Raw genomic sequence first — 24,792 nt, 5'->3', positions numbered from 1 at the left:
CCCGGACGGCGTCGTCCGGCAGCTCCGGGACGCGCTCGAGGAGTGCCTCGAGCGAGGAGAGGACGATCGCGGTCGGCTGGATCGACCGGCGCCCCTTGGCCGCGTAGAGCCGCCGCGCGGCCGCCTCGCTCCCGCCGTCCGCGACGAGGCCGTAGACCGTGTCGGTGGGGATGACCGCCAGGCTGCCGGCGCGCAGCGCGGCGACCGCCGCCCCGACTCTGGTGGTCGTCACGACGCCGGTTCTGCCGGCGTCCGCCCTTCGACGACCCGCTCCGCCCCTGCGAGATCCCGCGTCACGGCGACCGCGGCGTATCCGTGCCCGGCGAGCAGCGCCGCGACCTCGGGTGCCGCGCTCTCGTTGACCTCCAGCACGAGGGCTCCCCCGGCACGGAGCGAGGTGAGGGCGTCTTGCACGAGGGCATCGGTCTGGCCGTCGCCGACGAGCGCGATCTCGGGCTCCCACTCGACGACGTCGGCGGGCAGGGTGTCGAGCTCGTCCGCAGGCACGTAGGGCGGGTTCGAGACGATCAGGTCCCAGTCTTCCCCCGGCAGCCCCGCGAACAGGTCGTGGCGGTGGAGCTCGACGGCGATCCCCGTCCGCTCGGCGTTCTGCCGAGCGAGCGAGAGCGCCTCGTCCGAGACGTCGACGCCCGTCACGCGCGCGCCGGGGTGCTCGTCGGCGATCGCGAGTGCGATCGCCCCCGACCCCGTGCCGACGTCGAGCACGCGGGGCGAGTCGAGGCCTTCGAGCAGCGCGAGACAACGCTCGACGACGATCTCGGTCTCGGGCCGCGGGATCAGGGCGCGTCCGTCGACCGCGAGCGACAGCCGCCGGAAGCCCCACTCGCCCAGCACGTACTGGAGCGGCTCGCCCTGCGCCCGCCGCGCGACGAGGTCGCGTGCCGCGTCGAGCTCGGCCGGTGAGAGTTGGCGGTCGAGGTGCATGTAGAGGTCGATGCGCTCCAGACCGAGGGCGTGGGCGAGCAACCTCTCCGCGTCGAGCCGCGCCCGCTCGGCTCCCTTCCCGGCGAGGTGGTCGGTCGAGCGCGTCAGCACCTCCCCGATCGTCAGCGCGCGATCACTCACGGCTTGTGTCGATTCGACACAAGCTCAGACCGCCGCCTCGAGCGCTCGGCGGCGCTCCTCCGCCTGGAGCGCGTCCGTGAACTCCTGCAGGTCGCCGTCGAGGATCTGGTCGAGGCGGTGGACCGTCTGCTTGATCCGGTGGTCGGTGAGCCGGTTCTCCGCGAAGTTGTAGGTGCGGATCTTCTCGGCGCGCTCCCCGGTCCCCACCTGCAGGCGACGCGCCGCCGCGAGCTCGGCCTGCTGCCGCTCCCGCTCGGCCTCGTAGAGCCTGGCGCGGAGGACGCGCATCGCCTTCTGCTTGTTCTGGAGCTGCGACTTCTCGTCCTGCATCGAGACGACGATCCCGGTGGGCAGGTGCGTGATCCGCACGGCCGAGTCGGTCGTGTTGACCGATTGCCCTCCCGGCCCGGTGGAGCGATAGACGTCGATCTTGAGGTCCTTGTCCTCGATCGCGATCTCCACCTCCTCGGCCTCGGGCATCACGGCGACGGTCGCGGTCGAGGTGTGGATCCGCCCCTGGGACTCCGTCGCCGGCACGCGCTGGACCCGGTGCGTCCCGCCCTCCCACTTGAAGACGGAGAACGCCCCGTCGCCCTTGACGGCGAACACGGCCTCCTTCACGCCGCCGCCCTCGTTCTCGCTCGCCGAGAGCAGCTCCGTCCTGAACCCGCGGCGCTCGGCGTAGCGCTGGAGCATGCGCACCAGCTCTCCCGCCCAGAGCGCGGCCTCGTCGCCGCCGACGCCCTGCCGAACCTCGACGATCACGTCCTTGGCGTCGGCCGGATCGCGCTCCACGAGCGCGAGCTTGAGCTCGTCCTCGAGGCGCTCGACCTCCGTCTCGAGCTCGCCGGTCATCGCGGCCAGCTCGGGGTCCTCCTTCGCCTGGGCGAGGTCGGCGCTCGCCTGCCGCCACTCGCGCGCCGCGCGGACGGCAGGCTCGAGCTCCTTCAGGCGCCGCCCCAGCTCCGCCGCCTCCCGGTGGTCCGAGTAGACGGCGGGATCGGCCATGCGGTCCTGCAGCTCGGCATGCGAGCGCTCGAGCTCCTCGGCCAGCTTGTCCAGGGTCGCCATACGGCGACTGATTGTAGGCGCGGCCCGGTGTCCGACCTCGGTCGGACGGCCTCCGTCTCAGACCGTCGCGAGCGTGGCGTCGAGGGTGACCTCGGGAATGCCCGTGAGGGCCTTGGAGACGGGGCAGTTCACCTTGGCGCCCTCGGCGTGCTCCAGGAACGCGTCGTGATCCACACCGGGCACCGTGCCGACCACGGTGATTGCGCCCTTCGTCAGCCCCTCGCCCGGCTGGAAGCTCACCGTCACCGACGTCTCGAGGCGCTCGGGCGGATTGCCCGCGCCCGCCAGGGCGTGGGAGAGCGCCATCGAGTAGCACGTCGCCCACGCGGCCGCGATCAGCTCCTCCGGGCTCGTTCGACCGTCGGGCGTGTCCGCGCGCGAGACCCACGTCACGTCGAGCGGCCCGAACGCCCCGCTGCCGACTCCCTCGATCTTCCCGCTACCGTCCATCAACGAGCCTGACCAGGTCACCTTGGCCATGCGATCGGTCGCCATCAGTCGCCTCCCTCATCGGTTGCGGTGGTCACGTCGATCCCTACCCCTGCGTCGCGCAGGAGCTGCGAGAAGGAACAGCCCTGGTCGGCCGCCTCGAGCGCGGCAGCGAGCCCGGCCTCGTCGATGCCCGGCACGCTCGCGCGCACCACGAGGGCCGAATGGACGATCAGGTGGCCCCGCCCCTCGACCTCGTCCATCGTGATCGTGCAGTGCACGTCGAGGCGCTCGGGCGGCGTCTCTGCACGGGTCAGCTCACCCGCCAGCGACATCGTGAAGCACGCCCCGTGCGCCGAGGCGAGCAGCTCCTCGGGGCTGGTCTTGCCCTCGTCGTCGCCGATCCGCGTCGGCAGCGAGTACGAGAGGCCGATGAACGCCCCGGAGGTCGCCGCCGAGATGACGCCGTGGCCGCGGGCGAGGTTCCCCTCCCACGCGACCTCGGCCTCGCGCACGATCCGGGGCATCAGCGCCCCTTCCCGGCGGGGACTGGTCGCGTGCCGCCGCAGGGCCGACCCACTAGGCCATGACCTCGACTTTCCTGTCGGCCGCCTGCTCGGCCGGCGTGTCGCCCGCCTCGCGTCGCCGCACCTCCTCGATCGCCCGGATGGACACCTCCACCTGGTCGAGCGTCGGCTCGCGGGTCGTCAGGCGCTGCAGCCAGAGCCCCGGGGCGAGCAGCGTCATCAGGACGCGGTTGTCCTGATGCTTGCCGGCGTAGCGGATCAGCTCGTAGGCGAGCCCCGCGATCACCGGCAGGAGGAGGATGCGGCTCACGATCAGCCAGTACCAGACCGGCCGCCCGACGAGCGCGAAGACGAAGATCCCGAGCACCATCACCCAGAGCAAAAACGCCGTTCCGCAACGAGGATGGATCAAGCTGAACTTCTGCACCTTCTCCGGCGTCAGGTCTGAGCCCGCCTCGAGCGCGTTGATCGTCTTGTGCTCGGCGCCGTGGTACTGGAACACGCGCCTGAGGTCGGGCAGCAGGCCGATCAGCCCGATGTAGGCGATGAACACGACGACCCGGATCAGGCCCTCCACGATCACGAATCCCGCGGTGTCGTCGATCGGCAGCCAGTTCGTGAGCAGCGCGGGGCCGACCTTGAAGAGCATCAGCGCGAAGCCGATCGCGATCGCGAACGAGAAGATGATCTGGCCGCGCGTGATCTCCGTGACGACGTTCCCGTCGTCGTCCTCCTCGCGCGCCGCGACGTTCGCCGAGATGGCGAGAGCCCGGAAGCCGATCGCCAGCGACTCGCCGAGCGCGATCACGCCGCGGATCACCGGGAGCCGCCAGATGCGGTGGCGCTTCATCGGCGAGGTGACGTCGCGGACGACCTCCTCGATCCCGCCCTCGGGCGTGCGAACGGCGACGGCCCAGCAGGACGGGCCGCGCATCATCACGCCCTCGAGCACGGCCTGGCCGCCGTACGACACGCTCACGACGGCACCGTACCGACCACGGGCTACGCCGGCCCCGGCGTGCCGCGCAGCGCGTCACGGCAGCACATGGCTTCTACCTGCAACGCGCTCTAGGCGCTCTTGGCGGCGGCGGCCTTCTCGAGCCGGCGCTGGAAGCGCTCCACCCGACCACCCGAGTCCATCAGCTTCTGCTTGCCGGTGTAGAACGGATGGCAGGCAGAGCACACCTCGACGTGGAGCTCGGCCTTCGTCGAGCGTGTCATGAACTCGTTGCCGCACGAGCACGTGACGTGGGCGACGACGTACTCGGGATGGATGTCCGCCTTCATCGAGATGCCAGGATACCAGAGGCAATCTCCGGCCCTACGTTGCCTCCCGAGACGACGGCGACCATTCTCTCGGCGTCGACACGGCCCGCGAGAACGGCTGCCACCCCCGCCGCGCCGGCCGGCTCGCAGGCGAGCTTCGCGTCCGCGTAGAGGCGGCGCATCGCCTCCTCGATCTCCTCGTCGCCGACCGTGACGACCTCCACCCCGGCCGTGCGGCAGATCTCGATCGCGAGCCGCCCCGCGAACGGCGCGTCGAGCCCGCCCGCGATCGTCCGCGGCACGACCGCGACCGGCTTCCCGGCCTCGAGGCCCCGCGCGAGCGCGGGCGAGCCCTCGGGCTCGACGGCGACGATCCGCGCCCCGCGCGAAGCGGCGGCGACGGTGATCCCGGAGACGAGCCCACCGCCCCCGACCGGGACGACGATCACGTCCACCCGCGGCTCGTCCTCGAGGATCTCGAGGCCCACCGTTCCCTGGCCTGCGACCACCAGGGGGTCGTCGAACGGGTGCACGAGCGTCGCGCCCGTCTCCGCCAGGTGCTCCTCGAGGCGGACGAAGGCCCCGGAAGGGTCCTCGGCCTCCGTGTCGACGGTGGCGCCGAAGGAGCGCGCCCGGTCGAGCTTGAAGGGGCTGGCCGACTCCCAGCTGAAGACGATGCAGTCGAGGTCCTCGCCCGCGGCGCCCCAGGCGAGCGCGATCGCGTGGTTCCCGGCGGAGACCCCGGCGACGCCGCGACGCCGCTCCTCCCCGCTCAGCGCCGCCAGCCGGTTCGTGACGCCGCGGGCCTTGAACGAGCCCGTGTGCTGGAAGAGCTCCGCCTTGAGGGCGAGGCCGGGCGCGAGCGCGGCCGCGTCGAGCAACGGCGTGCGGCGCACGCGTCCGCGGATCGTCTCGGCCGCCCGGACGACATCGTCGCGCGTCACGCCCTCGTCGCTCACGCGGCGATCGTAGAGCCCGTCCCACGTGCTGGGCGGAGGGCACCGACCGCGGTGCGCTCCGACCGCCGCCCGCAGAATGCGCGGGTGTCGTCGGCACCCCCCACGGGCGCTCCCCCGCACCCCGTCCGCCTCGTCGTCACCGACGACCTCTTGCGCCGCCGCTCGACGGTGCTCTTCCGGCTGCTCCTCGCGCTCCCTCACCTCGTGTGGGTGGGCCTGTTCGGCGTCGCCGCGTTCACGCTCGCGTTCGTCGTGTGGCTCGCGGTGCTGTTCGAGCGCCGGGCGCCCGGCACGCTCCACCGCTTCCTCGCGTCGTACGTCCGCTACTCGGCGCACCTGACCGCCTACCTGACGCTCGCGGCCTCGCCCTATCCGGGGTTCACCGGCTCCGGCGCGTACCCGATCGACATCGAGATCGACCCGCCCGCACGGCAGGGCAGGCTCGGGGCAGGCTTCCGGCTGCTCCTCGCTCTCCCGGCCCTCCTGCTCGCTGCGACGCTGGGCGGGTCTCCTGCGCTCGGCGCCTGGTCGTCGATCGCTCTGGTGCTCGGAGCCGGAGGCCTGGCGAGCGCGGTCGGCCTGCTCGGGTGGTTCGCGTGCCTGGCCCGCGGCCGGATGCCTCGAGGCATGCGCGACGCCGCGGCGTACACGATCGGGTACGGAGCGCAGACGGCGGCGTACGCGTTCCTCCTGACCGACCGGTACCCGGACGCCGACCCGGGACGCGCAGAGCCGCGGCCCGAGCTGCCGCCGCACCCGGTCGCGATCGGCGTCCGCGACGACCTGGGCCGCCCGCGGCTCGTGGTCGCGTTCCGTCTCCTGCTCACGATCCCGCACCTCCTCTGGCTGGCGCTCTGGGGCGTCCCGGCGGCCATTGCCGCCGTGCTGGCCTGGGCGCTCGCCCTCGCCCTGGGCCGCGTGCCGCTCCTGCTCCACCGGTTCCTCGCGGCGTACGTCCGCGCGTGCACGCACGTCGGAGCGTTCCTGTACGTGGTCGGACGGCCGTTCCCCGGCTTCGTCGGACGCGAGGGGAGCTACCCGATCGACCTCATGATCGCCGGCCCGGCGCGGCAGGAGCGGCTCGGGGTGCTCGCACGCCTGCTCCTCGCGGTCCCGGCGCTGATCCTCTCCTCCGCGTACGGCGGCGTCCTGTTCGTCGTCGCCGTGCTCGCGTGGTTCGCGGCGCTCGCCACCGGCCGGATGCCCGAAGGCATCCGCGACCTCGGCGCCGCGTCGCTCCGCTACCAGGCGCAGGTGCTCGCATACCTCTTCCTCCTGACGCCGCGCTACCCGAACTCGTCGCCGGCCCTCGAGGGCCGGCGGCCGGAGCCGGTCGCGACACGCGAGGAGGAGGGCCTCGGGGGCCCTCCTCCCGTCGACGCACCGCCCTCGCTCGGCTACGGGCCTTCGAACGCGATGCGGTAGGTGACGCAGGTGGACTGCGGCACGCGGATTTGCATCCGGGCGCCGATCTTCGACCAGGCGCCGACCTGCAGCGACTTCAGCGTGTAGCCGTCCAGCGTCTGGCGCTGACGGCTCACGCTGAGCCAGCCGACGCCGTACTTGATGCGGATCTCGGCGCCCGCGGGGGACTGGAACCAGCCCGTGGCGGTCGTGTTCCAGAAGGTCTCGAGCGTCCGCCAGTCGCCCGAGCTGACGCATTTCTCACGAACCACGTCTGCGGCGGCGGCGCGCTCCGGCGCGAGCGCGACGCCCATCAGCAACGCGGTGGCGAGGCCGGCGACGAGGATCCTGGCTGCGAGCTTCATGTCTCTCTCCTCTGCTCGGAAGCGGGTGGCTAGTTGGCCCGCTCGATGCCAAGGGCGCGGTCGCCGACGCCGAGGACGGCGGCGTCCTTGCCGGGCCCTCCGGCGAGCGAGTCCTTGCCGCGGCCGCCGACGAGACGGTCGTTGCCGGCTCCGCCACGGAGGACGTCGTTGCCGCCGAGGCCGATGAGCACGTCGTTCCCGCCCAGGCCGCAGATCACGTCCCGCGCGGACGTTCCGCGCAGGCGATCGGCGGCGCTCGAGCCGGTGATCGTGCAGCGGGAGCTCGCGCGCTTCGCGAGCTTCCGCTTCTTCGCCTTCGCCGTCTTCTTCCCGCCGGACGTCTCGGACGTCTCGGACGTCGCGTCGCCGAACGGCTGCGTTCCCTCGCCCGAGCCTGGGAACGGCTGGAAGGGAGGATCGAGCGGCTGGCCGGCGGGGGGCGGAGGAGGCGTGGGCTGGTCGGCGGGAGGCTCGGGAGTCGTGCCGCCGCCGCCCGGAGGCGTCGGATCGCCCTGGCCCGGGTCGGCCGTCGGGTCGGCGACGGGTGGGCGGGTGTCGAACGGCGGGCGGAGGGGCCGCGAGAGGATGGACACCGTGACCTCGCCCCGGTTGTTCGCGAGGTTCGTGTCGACCCCCGTCGTGCGGGCGAGGAAGCGGCTCGTCAGCGCGCCGGAGGCGGTCGCCTTCGCGACGATCGTCGCCCGGCCGCTCTGACCGCTTCCCAGCGTGCCGAATGTGCACGCGATCGTGGGCGCGGTGGCGCAGTCGCGCTGGACGGTTGTGCCCACCTTTGCCGAGACGAGCGTCAGGCCTGCCGGGAGCGTCGTGGTGACGGACGCGTTCGACGCGGACGCGTCACCGCCGTTCCGCACGACGAGCGTGTAGGTGATGCTCGAGCCGACGAACCGCAGCCCCGGCGCGGCCGTCGCCGTGAGCACGAGGTCGGGTCGGGCGGGAGGCTCGAGGATCGGGTCCCGCAGCCCCGGCTCGGGCTGGCGGGGCTGCGCGGCCTGCGCGAGGCCGGCCGTGAGCACGAGCCCGCAGAGCGCGAGGGCACCGGCTGCAGCGAGGATCTTGCGAGGGTTCATGTCGTATCTCCTTGGCTCTCTCGATCCGCCGTCGGCGGCTCATGTGCCCGGAGCCTCCTCCGCATGGTTCAACGCGTCCTCAAGGCCCGCTCAGGTCGACTCCGTCTCCACGAAGCAGGAGCCGGGACACCCGGCTCCTGCTCGCTCGATGAGGGAGGAACTAGCGCGCGATCGGCTGTGCGACTGCGATCGGCGCGACCGCCACGGCGCCCGGGCCCGAAGCGGGCGGGGGTGCCGGGGCGAGCGTCGTCAACCGGTAGTTCAGGCGCGCCCGGTCTCCGTCGCCCGAGGGGAAGCGGCCGCCGTACGCGTCGCCGCCCTCGGCGGTCGCCTGCACGAACGTACCGGGGGCGTACCCGAGCCCGAGGTTGTAGCGGTCGTGCAGCGGGTTGATGTCCGCGTGGTCGTCACCCCCGTAGAGGAAGCTGTCGGCGTCGTAGAGCGCCACCCAGACGGGCACCTGCCTCGTGGTGGGGGACGCGGGCGCGAACCCCGGGGCGCGGTACGTCCGGTGGTCGTCCTCGAGCCACAGGTTGATCGGCTCGCGCTGGTAGATCAGCCGGCCGTTCGCCCAGACGCGAAGCCCACCGAGGCTCCAGCCCCCCGCGGCGCCGTCGCGCGACTTCTCGATCTGCAGATAGCGGATGTCGCCGATCGTGAGCCCGCCTCGAGGCGCGTTCCCGAAGAAGCTCAGCTGCTGGTCGACCGGCAGGCTGTACGTGTCGCGGTCGCCCCGCTCGAAGTCGTCGTAGAGCGCCTTGTCGAGCTGGAAGCGGAGCCCGTCGTTGATGCGGAGATAGATGTCGTCGTCGGTGCCCGCCCAGCTCCGGTCGGTCGTCTTCACCTCGACCCGCAGGTCGTAGAGCGGCTCGGCGACCGAACCGCTTCGCTGGACGGCCTTCAGGAACGTGAAGGGGTGATTCGGACGGTTGAAGGAGAAGCTGTCGTAGCCGTGCAGGAAGGCGGAGAGGAACGGCTGCCCGCCGATCGTGGCCCGCGTGTAGAAGTCCGCCTCGTCCGGGCCGATGTCGCCGGCGCCGAGGCCCTTGAGGGACGTGATCTCGAGCCGTGCGAACTGCGTCCCGGCCTGCAGCCGGCCGCTGTGCGGCGGCTCTGTCCCGAGCGGCACCTCGACGAAACGGCCCGACGCGTCGCGAACGAGCGGGTACTCGCCCGCCGGCCTGCCGGTGCAGCTGAGCGTCGAGCTCGGGAGGGCCTGGCCGCACTTCGCGGCGAGCCGGAGGATCGTCTGCTCCCACATCGACCGGAACGTCGTCTTGCCACGCCCTCGGAAATAGCGGGTGACCGCGACGGCCACGTCGTCGACGCTCCCGCCGGGGCCCGGCGCGGTCGCGCCGAACGGCTCGCCCTGCCCCTGCCAGTGACCGGAGTAGAACGAGATCTCGGTGGCGGCGCGAACGTCGTGCGCGAGCTGGTCGGCGAGACTGCCGCTGACGCCGAACGAGCGGACGCGCTGCCAGAAAGCCTCGTCGGCGATCCAGCTGCGAACGGCCTGCACCCACTGCCGCGTGCCGTAGTACGCGGCGATGTGGGCCTCGGCGTAGTACCGGCTGCCGGGCCAGTCCTTGGCCATCGCTCCGGCTTCGCCCTTCCACGTCCCGTGGGTGCGGCCGCCGGGGACGCTCCCCGCCGTGTACAGCCCGGTGCCCTCTGCGAGCCGAGTGCTCTGGGGGACGTCGAACCACGTCGGCGTGCCGCCGAGCCCGCGCGGGCCCCAGCCGGGGCCGGACGGGCGCGGCTCGACCCAGTTCGAGTGGGTGTAGAAGTCCTGGATCTGGTGCGTCGAGATGCCGAGCGCGGTGAGCGCCAGCACCGGGTCGTTCGCCCGCCGCGCCCGCGTCACGGCCTCGTAGGTGGCGCGCCGCAGGCGGTTCCACTCGGTCTGGAGCGACGCGGCGGTGCGGTAGCCGCCCTCGGAGCTGTCGAAGTGGCTCCGCTCGGAGGCGTCGAGCAGCGCCTGGGGCCAGTGCTCTCGTGCCCCGTAGCTGAAGACGAGCGCCTCCTTCCACCAGGCGGAATGGCCGCTGTACGGGTTCTGGCCCTCGTTCTCGTACAGATCGACGAACCAGTTGTTCACCTGGACGGTGCGAACCGCTGCGTCCCCGAAGCCCTCGGACGTCAGCACGTCGCGGGTCATGTCGAAGTGCGGCCCCGTGTCGAAGGCCGAGGCCGCGCCCGGCGCGAGCAGGCACGCGGCGAGGCCGAGGGCGACCGCCGCGAGCCTCGCGCGGAGCCGACGGCGGAACCGGAACGTACTGAGCTTCATCGTGGTCTCCTTGTCGAGCGAGACCGCACCGCGCGACCCCGCGGACGCACCGTCGACGGCCATGCTCAACGTCCGCTCAAGGGCTGCTCAGACGCGCGGCTCGCGCCGCGTTCCTCAGTCGGCCGAGGTGGCGGCGAGGGACCAGGTGAACCGGGTCATGCCCTCGGGAGGTGACAGCCCACCGGGCCGTAGGCCCCGCCGTACGACGAGGCACGGCGCCTCGACCGCCGCCGCGATCGCGCTGCGGGCGGCGCCGAGACCTTCGCTGCGCCACCGCGGCGACACGCCCATGACGACCGCGGATGCTCCGGCCGCGGCCTCGACGACGCCGCCGACGGTCGGAGCCGTCAGCACCGGCTGGGCCGCCACCCCCGCGAGCTGCTGCACGACGAGCGACGCGGTGGCGAGCAGCCGGCTCGCATCCCGGCGCTCGACCGCCAGGTCCGCAGCCGCACCGCACAACGCGAGCGGCGCCCCCGATCCCGTTGCCAGCCAGGCGCCGAGCTCGAGTGCGCTCCAGTCGTCGTCGCCTCCGCCGAACGGCACGACGACGACGCCGGCCGGCGGCGCGTCGTCCGCGCCGCCTCCCACGAGCAATGCGACGTCGCACGGCACCCCGTCGAGCTGCGCGGTGAGCTCCGCATCGAACGGGCCTGCAGGCGCCTCGCGGGCGTCGAGGAGCAGGAGGTCCACGTCCTGCTGCGAGGCCAGCCTGACGACGTCCGCGCCGGGGTCGTCGGTCGTGAACGCCGCGGCCCGCGCGGCCAATCCCTGTTCGAGCAGCGCTGCGCGGCGCTCCTCCAGCCGGCCGGTCTCCTGTGCGAGCCGGGCCGCGTCGCCCCCCGCGAGCAGGCTGACGACGATCAGCTCGTGTGGGCTGGCCGAGCGGGCGAGGGGCGCGGCCAGCGCGAGCAACGCTTCGAGCTGCCCCGCGCCCGAGCCTGCGAGGAGGATCGACCTGGTCGTCGGTTCCACCTGGGCGCCCCGACGGATCGCGGCGGGAGCCCCGAGCTCGAGGGAGGCGTCGTGGTTGAGGATCGCGCGCTCCAGCCGTTGGAGCGCCGGGCTCGGCTCGATCCCGAGCTCCTCGACCAGCACGGCACGCGTCGCCGCGTAGGCCTCGAGCGCCTCGGCCTGCCTCCCGGCCCGGTAGAGCGCGAGCATCAGCTGACCGCGTGGACGCTCGCGCAGCGTGTGCTCCGACACCAGCCCTTCCAGCTCCCCGACCACCTGGGTATGGCGCCCGAGGGCGAGGTCGGCATCGATCCGGTCCTCGAGCGCGGCAAGCCGCAGTTCCTCCAGGCGCGCGATCGCGCCCTGGGCGAACGTCTCGAACGCGAAGTCGCCCAGGGGCGCGCCCCGCCACAGCCCGAGCGCCTCGCGCAGCCGCGCCGCCCCGGCCTCCGGATCGCCCACGGCCACGGCGTCGCGGCCCTCGGCGACGAGCGACTCGAAGCGGTGGAGGTCGATGTGCTCCGGCTCGACCTGGAGCCGATAGCCTGGGCGCTGCGTCACGATCACACCGGGGTCACCGAGTGCCTTGCGGAGCTGCGAGACGTACACCTCGATGCTGTGCGCGGCGCTTCCTGGGGGCCTTCCGCCCCAGAGCTCCTCGATGAGCCGATCGACCGACACGGGCTGGTTGGCGCTCAGCACGAGGATCGCGAGCAGCGCGCGTTGCTTCGGGCCTCCGATCCGGACGACCTCGCCGTCCTGACGGGCCTCGAACGGTCCCAGGATGCGGAACTCGAGCACGTGCGTCGCGTGACCGTAACCCACGCCCCGGCCGGGCGCTGAGCGGCCGTTGAGCCGTCCTTGAGCGCGTCGGCCGACCGTTCTTCTCGTGAACGAGACGACGAGCAGGGAGGGCGCCATGACCCGCACGGACACCACCGAGCGCATGCCTCGCGAGCTGGCCCACCGGACCAGTGACGGCCTCGAGGTCTGGCTTCTCTGGACGAAGGCGGACGGACGGCTGTTCGTCCTCGTGCACGACGGCCGCCTGGGCGCGAGCTTCGAGCTCGAGGTCGACGCGTCGAGCGCGCTCGACGCGTTCGAGCACCCGTACGCGTACGCCGCGTTCCGGGGCGTCGAGTACACCGTCCCGCGCCGCCGCGATCAGACCGTCGTGACGGCGAGCTAGAGGCTCTCGGCAACCCTCTAGACTGGCCGGATGCCGCTCCCGGGACGCGTGCACGCGGCACGCTTGCGCGTCGACGCCACCCGGTGAGCGCGGTCACCGCGGGACGCCTCGCGCTGTTCGCGGCGCTCGCCGCGTCCTGGGCCGTGGTGGCGTGGCTGCTCTCGCGCAGCGTGGTGCCGGACGACCTCGCGTTGCCGCGGGTCGACGTCGACGCCGTGTTCGGAGAGCGGCTCGTCGAGCGTGCGGAGCGGTACGAGCGCTTCCACTACGCCAACTGGGCGCTCGCCCAGATCGTCCTCCTCGTGACGCTCGTCGTGTACGCCCGCCGCGGGGCCGCCTTCGCGCGGGAGTCGGCCGCCGGGCCGATCGGCACCGGGATGTTCATCGGGATGGTCGGGCTCGCGATCGTCTGGCTCACGCAGCTCCCCTTCTCGGTGGCCGCGCTCTGGTGGGAGCGGCGCCACGGCGTCTCGGAGATGGGGTACCTGGAGGCGCTCTTCGGCGGCTGGCTCGCGCTCGGCGGGACGTTCGTCGCGGTCTGCATCGCGCTTCTCGTCGTGATGGCCCTCGCGCGCTGGGTCGGCTCGTGGTGGTGGATCCCCGGCGCGGTGGTGTTCGCGCTGATCGCGGCAGTCTTCGTCTTCGTGGGCCCGTACCTCACACCCGGCCTCGAGCGGCCCGAGGACCCGAAGCTGATCCGGACGTACGAGCGGTTCGAGCGCGACCAGGGCGTGGACGTTCCGCTGCGGGTGGAGGAGGTCAGCGGGGATACGAGCCAGGCCAACGCCTACGCGTTCGGCATGGGGCCCTCCTCGCGGATCGTGCTCTGGGACACGCTGCTCGACGGGCGCTTCAGCGACGGCGAGGTTGGCGTCGTCCTCGCCCACGAGCTCGCGCACCACTCCAGCCACCACATCCCGGAGGCGATCGGGTGGTTCGCCCTCTTCGCGCTTCCCGGGGCGCTCGTCCTGGTGCTCGCGACCCGTCGCCGCGGGGGGATGGGCGAGCCGGCCGCGGTGCCGCTCGCTCTACTCGTCGTCGCCGTCCTCCAGCTGGCGCTTGCCCCCGCCCAGAACCTCGTCAGCCGTGCAATCGAGGGCGAGGCCGACTGGAAGGCGCTGCAGACGACTCGCGACCCGGCCTCCGCGCGCGGGCTCTTCCGCGAGTTCGCGGACACCTCGCTCGGCGACCCGAGCCCGCCCACGTGGGCCTACGTGCTGCTGCAGACGCACCCCACCCTCGCCCAGCGCGTGGCGATGGCGAACGCCTGGGCGACGCGGTCGCAGGCCGAAGGCGCGCCCTGAGGGGACGCGTCCGCAGCGGCCGCTTGACAGAAACCGGTGTCTGACACCGTCCTGCGTCAACCGCTCGTGTGCCGGATCGGCGCCGATCGATCCACAGCCCCACGCCCTGGCCCCGAGTGGGACGACGGTTCGCAGCCGCCGCTCTCGCGTCGAGCGTTGTCCACAGCCCTGTGGAACGCTCGTCACATCTCGGCACAGCCGTGTCAGACACCGCTCTTCGACGCGGTCGGCGAGCAGGTGTCAGACAACGCTCTTCTCGACGCGGTCGGCGATCACCGACGCGATTGCCAGCGACGACGTCGCCCCGGGTGACGGCGCGTTGCGCACGTGGACGACGCCCTCTGCCTCGTGGAACACGAAGTCGTCGAGCAGCGTCCCGTCGGCGGCCAGCGCCTGGGCGCGGATCCCCGACGGCCCCGGTAGGACGTCCGACACCTCCAGACCGGGCAGGAGCTTCCTCGTCGACGCGACGAAGAGCCGGGTCGAGAGGTCACGCACCATCTCGCCGCCGCCCGTCCGCCAGTGTCGTCGAGCGAGGCGGCGGAAGCCACGCGAGCGCATCGTCTCCCGGACGTCGCGGAGCGAGACGTCCCTGCGCCGGTAGCCCTCGCGGGCGAGCGCCAGCACGGCATTGGGGCCGAGCCACACCTCCCCGTCGGGGCGGACGGTCGTATGGATGCCCAGGAACGGAAACGCCGGGTCGGGCACCGGATAGACGAGGCCGCGGACGAGATGGCGCCGCTCCGGCCTCAGCACGAGGTAGTCGCCACGGAACGGGACGATCCGCGGCTCGGGCGGCGCACCGCTCAAGGTCGCCAGCTTGTCGGCGTGCACCCCGCCGCAGACGACCACCCGCTCCGCCTCGACGGCGCCTTGCCCGGTGGCGACCGTCGTCGCGCCCCCGCGGCGCGCGAGGCCGCGCACCTCGCGCCCGAGCAGGATCTCGCCTCCACCCCCGCGCACGTCGTCGGCATACGCCTCGACCACCCGTCCGAAGTCCACGACGGCGGTCTCCGGCGAGTGGAGGGCCTGCACGCCGGCCACGTGCGGCTCGAGCTCGCGGAGCCGCTCCGGGCCGATCAGCTCCGCTCCCGGCACGCCGTTCTCGACCGACCGGCGATAGAGCTCCTCGAGGCGTGAAACCTCGGAGGCGTCCGTCGCGACGACGACCTTGCCGCAGCGGAGGATCGGGATGTCGCGCTCGTCGCAGTAGGAGAGGAGTCGCGCGGCGCCCTCGACGCAGAGCTGGGCCTTCAGCGAGCCGGGCGCGTAGTAGACGCCCCTGTGGACGACGCCGCTCGAGTGCCGTGTCTGGTGCGCCCCGACGACGGGCTCCTTGTCCAGCACCGCGAGTCGCGTGCCCGGCCGCCGCGTGAGGAGCTCCCGTGCGGTCGCCAGGCCGAGGATCCCGGCGCCGACCACGACGACGTCGAACCGCGACTCGGCCATCGAGCCTCTACGTGAGCGTGTACTCGGGGCCGGAGCCGCCCTCGGGTGGCGTCAGCCTGCCGCCCTTGGCGCTGATCGCGCCGCACTGCACGCAGTTCGACGGGTTCACGACGACCTGCACGGTTCCGTCGCCGTCGGCCTCCCCCACCTCGTAGACGTGAGCTGGGCACATCCACTGCCACATCTCCGCGAGGTCGCGCGGAACCTTCGTCTGGATCCGGATGTGGCTCGGCTGGTCGTCCCGGGTGCGGTTCCCCGACGCGAACACGGAGGAGAGCTTGTCGAAGGTGAGCTGCCCGTCCGGCGCCGGGTAGCGTGCCGCCCGTCCCGTGCGGAGGAGCGGAGCATCAGCATTCCGATGCGTGTCGAGCTCCTTCGGCGGGAACTTGCCCTTCGTCACCGTCATCGCGCTGGCGAGCGCGCCGCCGAGGAAGAACCCCTTGTCGAAGGCCTGGCGCATGTTGCGCACCTCGGCGAGCTCCTTCCACAGGTAGCTCGCGCGGATCGAGTCGTCGTAGCCGTCGAGCGCGCCGCGGCGCCCCGCCACCTCGCCCCGCCGGAGCGCGCCGAACGCCGCCTCCGCGGCCAGGCGCCCGGACTCGATCGCGTAGTGCACGCCCTTGAGACGCGGCACGTTGACGAGCCCCGCGCTCTCGCCCACGAGGAGCAGCCCCGGGCCGCTCAGCTTGGCGGGCACGGAGTTGAGCCCGCCCTCGGTGATCGTCTTCGCGCCCCAGGCGACGCGCTCGCCGCCGCCCAGGATCTTGCGGACGAGCCGGTGCGTCTTGAACTCCTGGAGCACGTCGTGCGCGGAGAGCTCGACATCCGCGTACTCGAGCCCGAGGACGAACCCGATCGACACGTGCTCCTCGCCCATCGGGTAGATCCACGAGCCGCCGAACTCCCCGTAGCGGGCGCTCTTGCGGAGCGGCCAGCCCAGTGTGTGGACGATCTTGTGGAGCGGCCTAGGGACCTTCCAGACCTCTTTCACGCCGAGCGCCCAGATCTGGGGGTTGCGGCCCTCGAGACCGAAGTGGTCGATCGCCGCGGTCGTCAGGTGGCCGGCGGTGCCCTCGGCAAGGACCGTGATCCTGGCGGTGACGTCCACCCCGGGCTCGAAGTTCGCGAGCGGCTGCCCGTCCTTGCCGCGGCCCTTGTCGCCCGTCCGCACGCCGACGACACGGCCGTGGTCGAGGAGGAGGGTCTGGCCGACGGTCTCCGGGAGGATCATCGCCCCGCCCGCCTCCGCCTGCTCGGCGAGGAAGCGACCGAGCTCGGAGAGCGAGACGATCCAGTTGCCGTGGTTCATCATCGTCGGCGGCGGCGGGATGCGGAGGGCCGCGCCCTTCGTGAGCAGGTACACCGCCTCCCCGTGCACCGGCCCGTAGGTCGGCATCTCCTCGATCGCCATCCGGCCCGCGAACAGCTTCCGGATCGCCCGCGGGTTCATCACCGCCCCCGAGAGCAGGTGCGACCCGGGCTGCTTGCCCTTCTCGAGCACCGCGACCGGAACGTCCCCGAGCCGCTCGCGCACGTCGGGGTGCTCCTCAAGCAGCTGCCCGAGCCGGACCCCGCACGCAAGGCCCCCTGGGCCGCCGCCCACGATCAGGATCCCCACGTCGATGCGCTCCTCCGGCGCGTCCGTCGGCGCGCCGATCACCTCGGCGCCGGAAAAGGGAGGCGGGTAGTCGGCGGGACGGACGCCCTTCAAGAACGCCCCTACTTGCGCGCCCGCAGGAGCTCGGTGAGCTTCGGCGCGATCTGCGTCAGGTCGCCCACCACCCCGAGGTCGGCGAAGTCGAAGATCGGCGCGTTCGGGTCCTTGTTGACCGCGACGATCGTCCCCGAGCCCTGCATGCCGACCTTGTGCTGGATCGCCCCGGAGATGCCGAGCGCGATGTAGAGCCTCGGAGACACGGTCTTCCCCGTCTGTCCCACCTGGGCCGCGTACGGATACCAGCCCGCGTCGACGACCGCCCGCGTCGCCGCGACGGCGCCGCCGAGCGCGGCCGCCAGCTCCTCGCAGATGGAGAAGCCGTCGGGGCCGCCGAGCCCGCGCCCGCCCGCGACGATCACGTCCGCGTCCTCGATCGAGGGGCCGCTCGACTCCTCCTGGAGGTGGTCGACGAGGCGTGCCTGCGTGGAGAACTCCTGGAAGCTCGCGGCGACCTCCTTCACCTCGGCCGTGCCGCCCGACTCGACGGGGTCGAACGTCCCCGAGCGGACGAGCGCGAGCCGCGGCGTGCTCGTCCAGCCGACATCGACGAGCACGGTGTCCCCGAGCGCGGGCCGCAGGCCGACGAGCTCCCCGTCCTCGAGGCGGAGGTCGGTGAGGTCCCAGTTGAGGCCGGCGTCGAGCCGCGCCGCGAGCCCCGCCGCGACGTCAGCCGCCAGCACGGATGCGGGGAGGAACACGTTCTCGGCGCCCGACTCCTTCACGACCGCCTCGAGCGCGTCCACACGCGGCTGCGGCAGCGGCGCGGCGAGCGCCTCGTCCTCGACGACGTAGACGGTCGACGCGCCGAACGCGCCTGCGCTCGCCGCCGCGTCGCGCACGCCGCTTCCCAGCACGACCCCGGCGACGTCGCCGCCGCCGAGCGAGGCGGCCTTTGAGAGGAGGCCGAGGCCGCCGTTCGTCAGCTCGCCGTCGTGCGTCTCGAGATAGACGAGCGTGGTCACACGAGCCTCTTCTCGGCCAGGTACTCGACGATCTTCTCGGCCGCGCTCCCGTCGTCCTCGATCCGGACCTGGTCGCTCTTCGGAGCAGGCGGCGCGACGGCACGGACCGTCGTGCGCGAGCCCGTCTCCCCGGTCCGCTCGGCCTCGACGCCGACGTCGGCGAGCGAGACGACCTCCTGCGGCTTCGACTTGGCGCCCATGATTCCCTTGAGTGATGGATAGCGCGGCTCGTTGATCGCGTCGGAGACGGCGACGACCGCGGGCAGGGGCGCCGAGATCACGTCGTAGCCGAACTCGGTCTGGCGCTTGCCGGTGAGGCTCCCGCCGTCGATGGTCAGCTCCGCCACCTGCGACACCATCGGCCGGCGGAGGCGGTCGGAGACCGCGGCCCAGAGCACCGCCCCGTCACCGTCGCTCGCCTGCTGACCGAAGAGAACGAGGTCCGCCTCCTCGCGCTCGAGCGCCTTGGCAACCGCGTAGCTCGTCGCGACGAGGTCGGAGCCGGCGGCTGCCTCGTCGGAGACGAGCACGGCGCGGTCGGCTCCCATCGCGAGCGCCTTCCGCAGCGACTCCATCGCCCTCTCGGGTCCCAGCGAGACGACCACGACCTCGCCGCCGTGGGCTTCCTTCAGGCGCAGCGCCTCCTCGACCGCGTTGACGTCGGTCGCGTTCAGCGCGCCTTCCCCCGACCGGTCGAGTCGGTGCGTGCCCGGGTCGAGCCGCTTGTGGACGGTCGCGTCCGGGACCTGCTTGACGCACACGGCGATCTTCACGCGGGTGACTCTAACGACGGCCGCCCGGCTACCGGACGGCTATCGGAGGGCTGGGCGCCGCTGCGTGTCGACGCTCCGGTCCGCCGTCACTTGGAGGTGGCGCGCTCGGATCGGTCTGGTAGTGTCCCGCCCTTCGCGCGGCGCACCGGAGCCATGAATCGCCACCGGACGACAGCACGAGGGGTCTCTCTCCTCATTTTCACCGCTCTCCTCGCCGCGGTCGTCGCAGCGTCCCCCGGAGCCGCGCCGAAGCCGGGGCTGATCGAGGAGAAGCCGATCGTCTTCCCGCTGATCGGCTACTACGCCTACGGGAACAACTACGGCGACTCGCGCGCCCAGGGCAGCCACGCGGGCATCGACATCGAGCGCCTCCCGTGGCGTGCCCCGGTCGTTGCCGCCGAGGCGGGCAAGATCAAGTGGTGGACGACCTCAGCCCGCGCCGGCTGCATGCTCTATCTCTACGGCAAGAGCGGCACGACATACCTCTATATCCACCTCAACAACGATCTCACGGAGAAGTCCGAGGACAAGGGCGGCTGCAAGCTCGGGGTCTCGTACGCCGTGGAGAACGGCGCGAAGGTCAGCGCGGGCGAGCAGATCGCGTACGTCGGCGACTCGGGCGACGCCGAAGGGAATCACCACCTGCACTTCGAGGTGCACCCGAACGACGGAGGGGACGTCAACCCCTATCCGTACCTCGACGCGGCCGAGCGCCTGCTGTTCCCGGGGCGGCTCGGCGCGACGTTCTCGCTCGGTCTCCGGGGCGTGCCCGTCGCGGCCGGCGCAGGCACGCTCGAGCTCCGCATCACGTCGGTGCGCTGGTGGCCGGGAGGGCGTTGGACGCCGTTCCCGGGCGAGAGGCAGGTCAAGCTCGCGGTGCAAGCCGGCGCGGCGGTCGACTCGTCGCTCGTCGCCGCGCTGCAGAGCCCCGAGTGGCGGATCCTGCAGACCCGCACCGCCGACCAGGCCATCACGGCGTACACGGCGAAGACGAAGCTCACGGCCGCCGCGCTCCGCGGTGAGCCGGGCGCGCTCGTGGCAGCGCGCATCATCCGCCCCGGCGGGACGACGGTCGCGACGGAGCCGGTCGAGCCGGCGGAGGTCGTGTTCGACACGGACGTGGCTGCGGGATCGTCGACCACCGGCTCGGTGAGCGACCGTGGCCTGCGACCCGGCATCTAGCGACGCCGAAGAAGGTTCCGCCGGCTCCGGGTGGGGCTACGCCGGAGCCAGGGCGCTGCGCAGGAAGTCGACGATCGCGCCGGTCGGCGCGCCGGGTGTGAACACCTCGGCGACCCCGAGGCGCTTCAGCTCCTCGGCGTCCTCCCCCGGGATCGTCCCGCCGACGACGACGAGCACCTCCCCCGCGTCGTTCTCCCGAAGGCCCTCTACGATCCGCGGCACGAGCGTCATGTGCGCACCCGAGAGAATCGAGATCCCCACCGCGTCGGCGTCCTCCTGGATCGCCGTCTCGACGATCTGGTCCGGCGTCTGGTGGAGGCCCGTGTAGATGACTTCCATCCCCGCGTCCCGCAAGGACCGCGCGATGATCTTGGCGCCCCGATCGTGGCCGTCCAGGCCAGGCTTGGCGATGACCACGCGAATCGTCCGCTCCACGCGGTCAGTATAGGAACGTGCGACTCATCGTCATCGGGTCGTCCCCGGCGTGGCCGAACGCCGGAGGCGCGCACTCGGGGTATGTCGTCGAGTCCGAAGGACGTCGTCTCCTGCTCGACTGCGGCCCGGGCGTGCTCGGACGGCTGCGTGAGAGCGAGCCGTGGCCTGCCGTCGACTCGATCGCGATCACGCACTTCCACCTCGACCACTGGGGGGACCTCGTCCCGTGGGTCTGGGGGAGCTTCTACCGGCGCGGACACAACGATATCCGGCCGGAGCTCTGGGTCTACCGCGGCGGGCGGACCTTCCTCGAGGAGCTCGGCTCGCGACTCGGCTTCCCCGACATGTTCGAGCGAACCTTCGTCGTGCACGAGTACGACGCCGAGACGGCATTCACAACCGCCGCGGGGCTCGACGTCGTGCCGCTGCGCCTTCCCCACTACCGGCTCGAGACGTACGGCTTCCGCGTCACCAACGGCAGCGCCACGCTCGCCTACACGGGCGACACGGGACCGAGCGGGCGCGTGGCCGACCTGGCCCGGGACGTCGACCTGTTCGTCTGCGAGGCGACGCTCGAGACCGGCGACGCCGACGGCGAGCCGCGTGGCCATCTGAGCGCGGAAGAGGCGCTCGCCGCCTACGCGGCCTCGGGCGCGCGGAGGCTGCTCCTCACCCACCGCCCCTCAGAGCTGGAGACGCCCGACGGGGTGCAGCTGGCCTACGACGGCCTCGAGCTGGAGGTCACCCCCACCGGCCCTGCGAAGGTGTCCGGCTGACCGGGAACCGGCCCCGGACTAGTCGGCGCCGACCGGGGCCCAGTCGGGGTCGCTCGGCTGGGTGATCTCCCCGATGTCGACCCTGTGCGCGGCCGACCCGTCCTCGCGCATCACGTAGAGGGAATCACCGAAGATGCCCTGGCGCACGAACCCGATCCGCTCGCCGTCCGCCGACCAGGTGGGCTGCCCGTCTCCCGAGAACGAACGCGTCAACGTGCGCAAGCCGGTTCCGTCCGCGTTCACGACCACCAGCTCGCCGTCGCCGCTCCCGAACGCGATCTGGTTGCCGTCCGGTGACCAGGCGGGCGCGGTCGCGGGCTTCCCGGTTCGGGTGAGCCGGTGCAGGTCGCTGCCGTCGGCTCGCATCACGTGGACGTCGTAGCTCCCGCTCCGTGTGCTGATGAACGCGATCCGCTTCCCGTCCGGTGACCACGCGGGGCTCGCGTCGTCGCCCGGCCCACGCGTGAGGAGCCGGAGCCCCGTCCCGTCGGCATTCACGACGTAGATGTCCATGCTGTTCGCGAAGGGGTTCGCATCGTCCTGCCAGCGTGCGAAGACGACCCTTCGACCGTCGGGGGACCAGTCCGGCTGGAGGCTGTGGTGCACCCCCGCTGTCAGCGTACGGCTGCGCTTCCCGTCCGCGTCGACCACGACGATCTGCGCACAATCCTGGTGCGGGCGGCGGCAGCCCTTGCGTGCCCAGCGGCGGAAGGCGACCCGTGTCCCGTCCGGAGACCAGGACGGGTCGCTGTCCCCGTCCACGACGGTGAGCTCGCGCACCGGCCCGCCGTCGGGGTCGACGACGAAGACGTGCCGATCGGTGCCACCCGGCGGGATGCCCGTGAAGGCGATGGGCGCGGCGTCCTCCGCAGCGCCCGAGCCGCAGCCCGAGAGCACGAGGACGCCGGCGAACAGCGCGGTCAGAACACAGGCTGCTCGCGCCAGGTGCCCCATACCGCGCGCCAGGTGTCGCAGATCTCACCGAGGGTGACGCCGTCGCGGACCGCCTCCACGATCACCGGCATCAGGTTGCGGTCCGGGACGGCCGCGGCCTCCGCCAGCTCGGCGATCCGCCGCTCGACGACCGCCGAGTCGCGGCCGGCCTTGAACGCCTGGAGTCTTTCGATCTGCTTGCGCTCGAGGTCGGGGTCGATGCGGAGGATGTGGATCTCGTCGGCGTCGGTGCTCTGGTAGCGGTTGACGCCGACGACGATCCGCTCGTCGGCCTCGACCTCCTGCTGGTAGCGGTAGGCCGCCTCGGCGATCTCGCGCTGGGGCATGTTCTGCTCGATCGCGGCGACCATCCCGCCGAGCTCGTCGATCCGCCGGAAGAGCTCGTACGCCTCCTCCTCCAGCCGGTTGGTCAGCGCCTCGACGTGATACGAGCCGCCGAGCGGGTCGATCGAGTTCACGACCCCGGTCTCGTGCGCGATCACCTGCTGCGTCCGCAGCGCCAGCCGCACCGCGTCCTCGGTGGGCAGAGCCAGCGCCTCGTCGTAGGAGTTCGTGTGGAGCGACTGCGTCCCGCCGAGCACCGCGGCCAGCGCCTCGATCGCCGTCCGTGCGACGTTCACCAGCGGCTGCTGCCAGGTGAGCGACACTCCCGCCGTCTGCGTGTGGAAGCGCATCAGCAACGACCGCTCGTCCCGCGCGCCGTACGTGTCGCGCATCTCCCGTGCCCAGATCCGCCGCGCCGCCCGGTACTTGGCGATCTCCTCGAAGAAGTCGAGGTGCGCGTTGAAGAAGAACGACAGCCGCGGGGCGAACGAGTCCACGTCCAGCCCGCGCTCGAGCGCCCACTCCACGTACGTGAACCCGTTCTTCAACGTGAACGCGAGCTCCTGGGCCGCGGTCGAGCCGGCCTCGCGGATGTGGTACCCGGAGATCGAGATCGGATGCCACAGCGGCATCTCCGCCGCGCAAAACTCGACCATGTCCGTCACCAGCCGCATCGACGGCCCCGGCGGGAAGATGAACTCCTTCTGCGCGATGTACTCCTTCAGGATGTCGGTCTGGATCGTCCCGCGCAGACGCTCGCGCGGAACGTCCTGCTCCTCCCCCACCACCAGGTACATGGCAAGCGCGATCGCAGCCGAGGAGTTGATCGTCATCGAGGTCGACACCTCGCCCAGCGGGATCCCCGAGAACAGCACCCGCATGTCCTCCAGGGACGCCACCGCCACCCCCTCGCGTCCCACCTCGCCCATTGCGCGCGGCGAGTCCGAGTCGACCCCCATCAGCGCCGGCATGTCGAATGCGCACGAGAGCCCCGTCTGCCCGTGCTCGAGCAGGTAGCGGAAGCGCTCGTTCGTCTCCTGCGCCGTCCCGAACCCGGCGAACTGCCGCATCGTCCATAGACGGCCGCGGTACATGGAGGGATAGACTCCTCGTGTGAACGGGAACGACCCGGGGTAACCCAGGTCGCGCTCGTAGTCGAGGCTCACCGACTCCGGCGTCGCGAGCGGATCGACCTCCGCTCCCGAGATCGACGTGAACACCTCGCCGTCGCGGAGCGGCACCGCAGCGTAGCGCGACCGCCAGGCGTCGAGGCCGGAAATCCGCCTCTCCTCGACCCGTGCCATGGGTCGGATGCTAGCGCGGGGCTTTCCGATCGCCCGATCGAGGGATCCCCCCTCGTTCCGGGGACGCCGATCGAGGGATGTGTGAAGACCTGGGGGGCTCTCTTGGCGACCGCTGCCGCGACTCTCGTGGTCACCCTGATGACGCCGTTCCAGACGAGCGCGACCGCGAGCGCCTCGGGGTGCGGCTCGGGCTCGCACGGCTCCGCCGGATACGCCTACGCCGGGTTCGAGTCGACTCGCGTGTCGAGCGGTGTCCGCGCGACCGTCACCTCACTCCGCGCGCCCTCGGTGAAGGCCGGGCACGCCGCGGCGTGGATCGGCGTCGGCGGGAAGAGCGCCGGGCCGAACGGCGAGACGATGTGGCTGCAGGTCGGCGTCGCGGCGCTGCCGAACACGCCCGTGATGCTCTACACGGAGATCACGCGGCCCGGGATCGATCCCGTCTTCATCCCGCTCACCCAGAACGTGCGGGTAGGCGAGAGCCACGACCTGGCGGTGCTCGAGATGTACCGGCGGCCCGGTGTCTGGCGTGTGTGGCTCGACGGCAAGCCCGCGACCGACCCGATCGTGCTGCCCGGCTCGCACCGGATCTGGAAGCCGATCGCGACGGCGGAATCCTGGAACGGCGGCGCCGCCACCTGCAACACCTTCGGCTTCCGCTTCGAGCGCGTCGGCGTCGCGGGAGGCCTCGGCGGCTCGTGGCGTACCTTCGAGCCCGGGTTCGCGTTCAGGGACCGCGGGTACGTCGTGCGCCAGCTCCGCCCGGCTCAGGGCGGTCAGCGGACGCTGTCGGCGGACGCCATCGAGGCGTACGCCTTCGACGCCGCGTCCGCGTAGCTCGGGTCTGTCCCCGCAGGGGACTGACCCAGCGACGGCCACGCCTCACACGCCCGTCACGGGGAACGACCCAGGGGTCTGTCCCCGTGGGACTGACCCCAGCGACCACCCCGCCGCTCCCAACCGTCACGGGGGACAGACCCCTGCGGG

The 24,792-nt window shown here is 72.2% G+C and carries 25 protein-coding genes; 6 read left to right on the top strand and 19 right to left on the bottom strand.

Annotation, left to right across the window (positions count from 1 at the left end; genetic code table 11):
* The 8 genes from VFO26_RS02040 to VFO26_RS02005 form a co-directional block, all read right to left on the bottom strand.
* Positions 1-232 (bottom strand): L-threonylcarbamoyladenylate synthase (locus tag VFO26_RS02040; protein ID WP_325113208.1); only part of this gene is annotated, 232 nt, incomplete at its 3' end.
* Positions 229-1,086: a peptide chain release factor N(5)-glutamine methyltransferase gene (gene prmC, locus VFO26_RS02035; RefSeq protein WP_325113207.1), complete on the bottom strand. Its 858-nt coding sequence runs from the start codon at positions 1,084-1,086 to the stop codon at positions 229-231. The genes VFO26_RS02040 and prmC, both read right to left, overlap by 4 nt.
* 24 nt (positions 1,087-1,110) lie before the next feature.
* Positions 1,111-2,157, bottom strand: coding sequence for a peptide chain release factor 1 (gene prfA, locus VFO26_RS02030; protein WP_325113206.1), 1,047 nt, complete (start codon positions 2,155-2,157; stop codon positions 1,111-1,113).
* Between the two features lie 57 nt (positions 2,158-2,214).
* A complete protein-coding gene (locus tag VFO26_RS02025) occupies positions 2,215-2,652 on the bottom strand; it encodes an OsmC family peroxiredoxin (RefSeq protein ID WP_325113205.1) in 438 nt (145 codons plus the stop codon).
* Positions 2,652-3,113, bottom strand: a complete 462-nt coding sequence (locus tag VFO26_RS02020) for an OsmC family peroxiredoxin (RefSeq protein WP_325113204.1) — start codon at positions 3,111-3,113, stop codon at positions 2,652-2,654. Before VFO26_RS02020 ends, VFO26_RS02025 begins: the two co-directional genes overlap by 1 nt.
* Positions 3,114-3,165: 52 nt before the next feature.
* On the bottom strand, positions 3,166-4,092 hold the full coding sequence (locus VFO26_RS02015; RefSeq protein ID WP_325113203.1) for a DUF1385 domain-containing protein: 927 nt from the start codon (positions 4,090-4,092) through the stop codon (positions 3,166-3,168).
* 89 nt (positions 4,093-4,181) lie between these two features.
* Positions 4,182-4,400 (bottom strand): 50S ribosomal protein L31, encoded by a 219-nt coding sequence (rpmE, locus tag VFO26_RS02010; RefSeq protein WP_325113202.1) that lies wholly within the window; start codon positions 4,398-4,400, stop codon positions 4,182-4,184.
* Entirely contained in the window at positions 4,397-5,338 is a 942-nt protein-coding gene (locus tag VFO26_RS02005; RefSeq protein WP_325113201.1) for a threonine ammonia-lyase, read from the bottom strand. Before VFO26_RS02005 ends, rpmE begins: the two co-directional genes overlap by 4 nt.
* A gap of 84 nt (positions 5,339-5,422) precedes the next feature.
* Here VFO26_RS02005 and VFO26_RS02000 point away from each other — a divergent pair, with 84 nt between their 5' ends.
* Entirely contained in the window at positions 5,423-6,763 is a 1,341-nt protein-coding gene (locus VFO26_RS02000; RefSeq protein WP_325113200.1) for a DUF4389 domain-containing protein, read from the top strand.
* Here VFO26_RS02000 and VFO26_RS01995 read toward each other — a convergent pair.
* From VFO26_RS01995 to VFO26_RS01980, 4 genes are all read right to left on the bottom strand, one after another.
* On the bottom strand, positions 6,736-7,107 hold the full coding sequence (locus tag VFO26_RS01995; RefSeq protein WP_325113199.1) for a hypothetical protein: 372 nt from the start codon (positions 7,105-7,107) through the stop codon (positions 6,736-6,738). The genes VFO26_RS02000 and VFO26_RS01995 overlap by 28 nt on opposite strands.
* 29 nt (positions 7,108-7,136) lie before the next feature.
* Positions 7,137-8,195 (bottom strand): hypothetical protein, encoded by a 1,059-nt coding sequence (locus VFO26_RS01990; RefSeq protein ID WP_325113198.1) that lies wholly within the window; start codon positions 8,193-8,195, stop codon positions 7,137-7,139.
* Between the two features lie 160 nt (positions 8,196-8,355).
* Positions 8,356-10,545, bottom strand: a complete 2,190-nt coding sequence (locus VFO26_RS01985; RefSeq protein WP_325113197.1) for a PLAT/LH2 domain-containing protein — start codon at positions 10,543-10,545, stop codon at positions 8,356-8,358.
* A gap of 51 nt (positions 10,546-10,596) precedes the next feature.
* Positions 10,597-12,237 (bottom strand): AfsR/SARP family transcriptional regulator, encoded by a 1,641-nt coding sequence (locus VFO26_RS01980; protein ID WP_325113196.1) that lies wholly within the window; start codon positions 12,235-12,237, stop codon positions 10,597-10,599.
* A gap of 88 nt (positions 12,238-12,325) precedes the next feature.
* On the opposite strand from VFO26_RS01980, the gene VFO26_RS01975 reads away from it, so the two are divergent.
* Complete coding sequence (locus tag VFO26_RS01975; protein ID WP_325113195.1) at positions 12,326-12,625, top strand: hypothetical protein; 300 nt, start codon at positions 12,326-12,328, stop codon at positions 12,623-12,625.
* An 83-nt stretch (positions 12,626-12,708) separates the two neighbouring features.
* Positions 12,709-13,929, top strand: a complete 1,221-nt coding sequence (locus VFO26_RS01970) for a M48 family metalloprotease (RefSeq protein WP_325113194.1) — start codon at positions 12,709-12,711, stop codon at positions 13,927-13,929.
* Positions 13,930-14,169: 240 nt separating this feature from the next.
* Here VFO26_RS01970 and lhgO read toward each other — a convergent pair whose 3' ends face one another.
* Genes lhgO through VFO26_RS01950 form a run of 4 tightly spaced genes read right to left on the bottom strand, consistent with a single transcriptional unit; the run spans position 14,170 to position 18,830 of the window.
* On the bottom strand, positions 14,170-15,378 hold the full coding sequence (gene lhgO / locus VFO26_RS01965; protein WP_325113193.1) for an L-2-hydroxyglutarate oxidase: 1,209 nt from the start codon (positions 15,376-15,378) through the stop codon (positions 14,170-14,172).
* A 7-nt stretch (positions 15,379-15,385) separates the two neighbouring features.
* Positions 15,386-17,089, bottom strand: a complete 1,704-nt coding sequence (locus VFO26_RS01960; protein ID WP_325113192.1) for an electron-transfer flavoprotein:ubiquinone oxidoreductase — start codon at positions 17,087-17,089, stop codon at positions 15,386-15,388.
* A gap of 8 nt (positions 17,090-17,097) precedes the next feature.
* Entirely contained in the window at positions 17,098-18,057 is a 960-nt protein-coding gene (locus VFO26_RS01955) for an electron transfer flavoprotein subunit alpha/FixB family protein (RefSeq protein ID WP_325113191.1), read from the bottom strand.
* Positions 18,054-18,830: an electron transfer flavoprotein subunit beta/FixA family protein gene (locus VFO26_RS01950; protein WP_325113190.1), complete on the bottom strand. Its 777-nt coding sequence runs from the start codon at positions 18,828-18,830 to the stop codon at positions 18,054-18,056. Before VFO26_RS01950 ends, VFO26_RS01955 begins: the two co-directional genes overlap by 4 nt.
* 153 nt (positions 18,831-18,983) lie before the next feature.
* On the opposite strand from VFO26_RS01950, the gene VFO26_RS01945 reads away from it, so the two are divergent.
* The gene (locus VFO26_RS01945; protein WP_325113189.1) at positions 18,984-20,012 is read left to right on the top strand and encodes a M23 family metallopeptidase; all 1,029 of its coding nucleotides are present in this window, start codon (positions 18,984-18,986) and stop codon (positions 20,010-20,012) included.
* Positions 20,013-20,048: 36 nt separating this feature from the next.
* Here VFO26_RS01945 and VFO26_RS01940 read toward each other — a convergent pair whose 3' ends face one another.
* On the bottom strand, positions 20,049-20,447 hold the full coding sequence (locus VFO26_RS01940) for a cobalamin B12-binding domain-containing protein (RefSeq protein ID WP_325113188.1): 399 nt from the start codon (positions 20,445-20,447) through the stop codon (positions 20,049-20,051).
* A gap of 17 nt (positions 20,448-20,464) precedes the next feature.
* Between VFO26_RS01940 and VFO26_RS01935 the strand changes: the two genes are divergently transcribed.
* A complete protein-coding gene (locus VFO26_RS01935) occupies positions 20,465-21,223 on the top strand; it encodes an MBL fold metallo-hydrolase (protein WP_325113187.1) in 759 nt (252 codons plus the stop codon).
* Between the two features lie 18 nt (positions 21,224-21,241).
* Here VFO26_RS01935 and VFO26_RS01930 read toward each other — a convergent pair whose 3' ends face one another.
* Both VFO26_RS01930 and VFO26_RS01925 read right to left on the bottom strand, forming a co-directional pair.
* Positions 21,242-22,177, bottom strand: a complete 936-nt coding sequence (locus tag VFO26_RS01930; protein ID WP_325113186.1) for a hypothetical protein — start codon at positions 22,175-22,177, stop codon at positions 21,242-21,244.
* Positions 22,144-23,805 carry a methylmalonyl-CoA mutase family protein gene (locus VFO26_RS01925; protein WP_325113185.1) on the bottom strand — a complete coding sequence of 554 codons (1,662 nt, stop codon included), beginning with the start codon at positions 23,803-23,805 and terminating at the stop codon, positions 22,144-22,146. Before VFO26_RS01925 ends, VFO26_RS01930 begins: the two co-directional genes overlap by 34 nt.
* 81 nt (positions 23,806-23,886) lie before the next feature.
* Between VFO26_RS01925 and VFO26_RS01920 the strand changes: the two genes are divergently transcribed.
* Positions 23,887-24,642, top strand: a complete 756-nt coding sequence (locus VFO26_RS01920; RefSeq protein ID WP_325113184.1) for a hypothetical protein — start codon at positions 23,887-23,889, stop codon at positions 24,640-24,642.
* Positions 24,643-24,792 lie beyond the last annotated feature (150 nt).

Source organism: Gaiella sp., assembly GCF_035710885.1.
In the GTDB taxonomy this organism is placed as follows: Bacteria; Actinomycetota; Thermoleophilia; order Gaiellales; family Gaiellaceae; genus Gaiella.
This window is presented reverse-complemented; position numbering and strand designations above follow the sequence as displayed.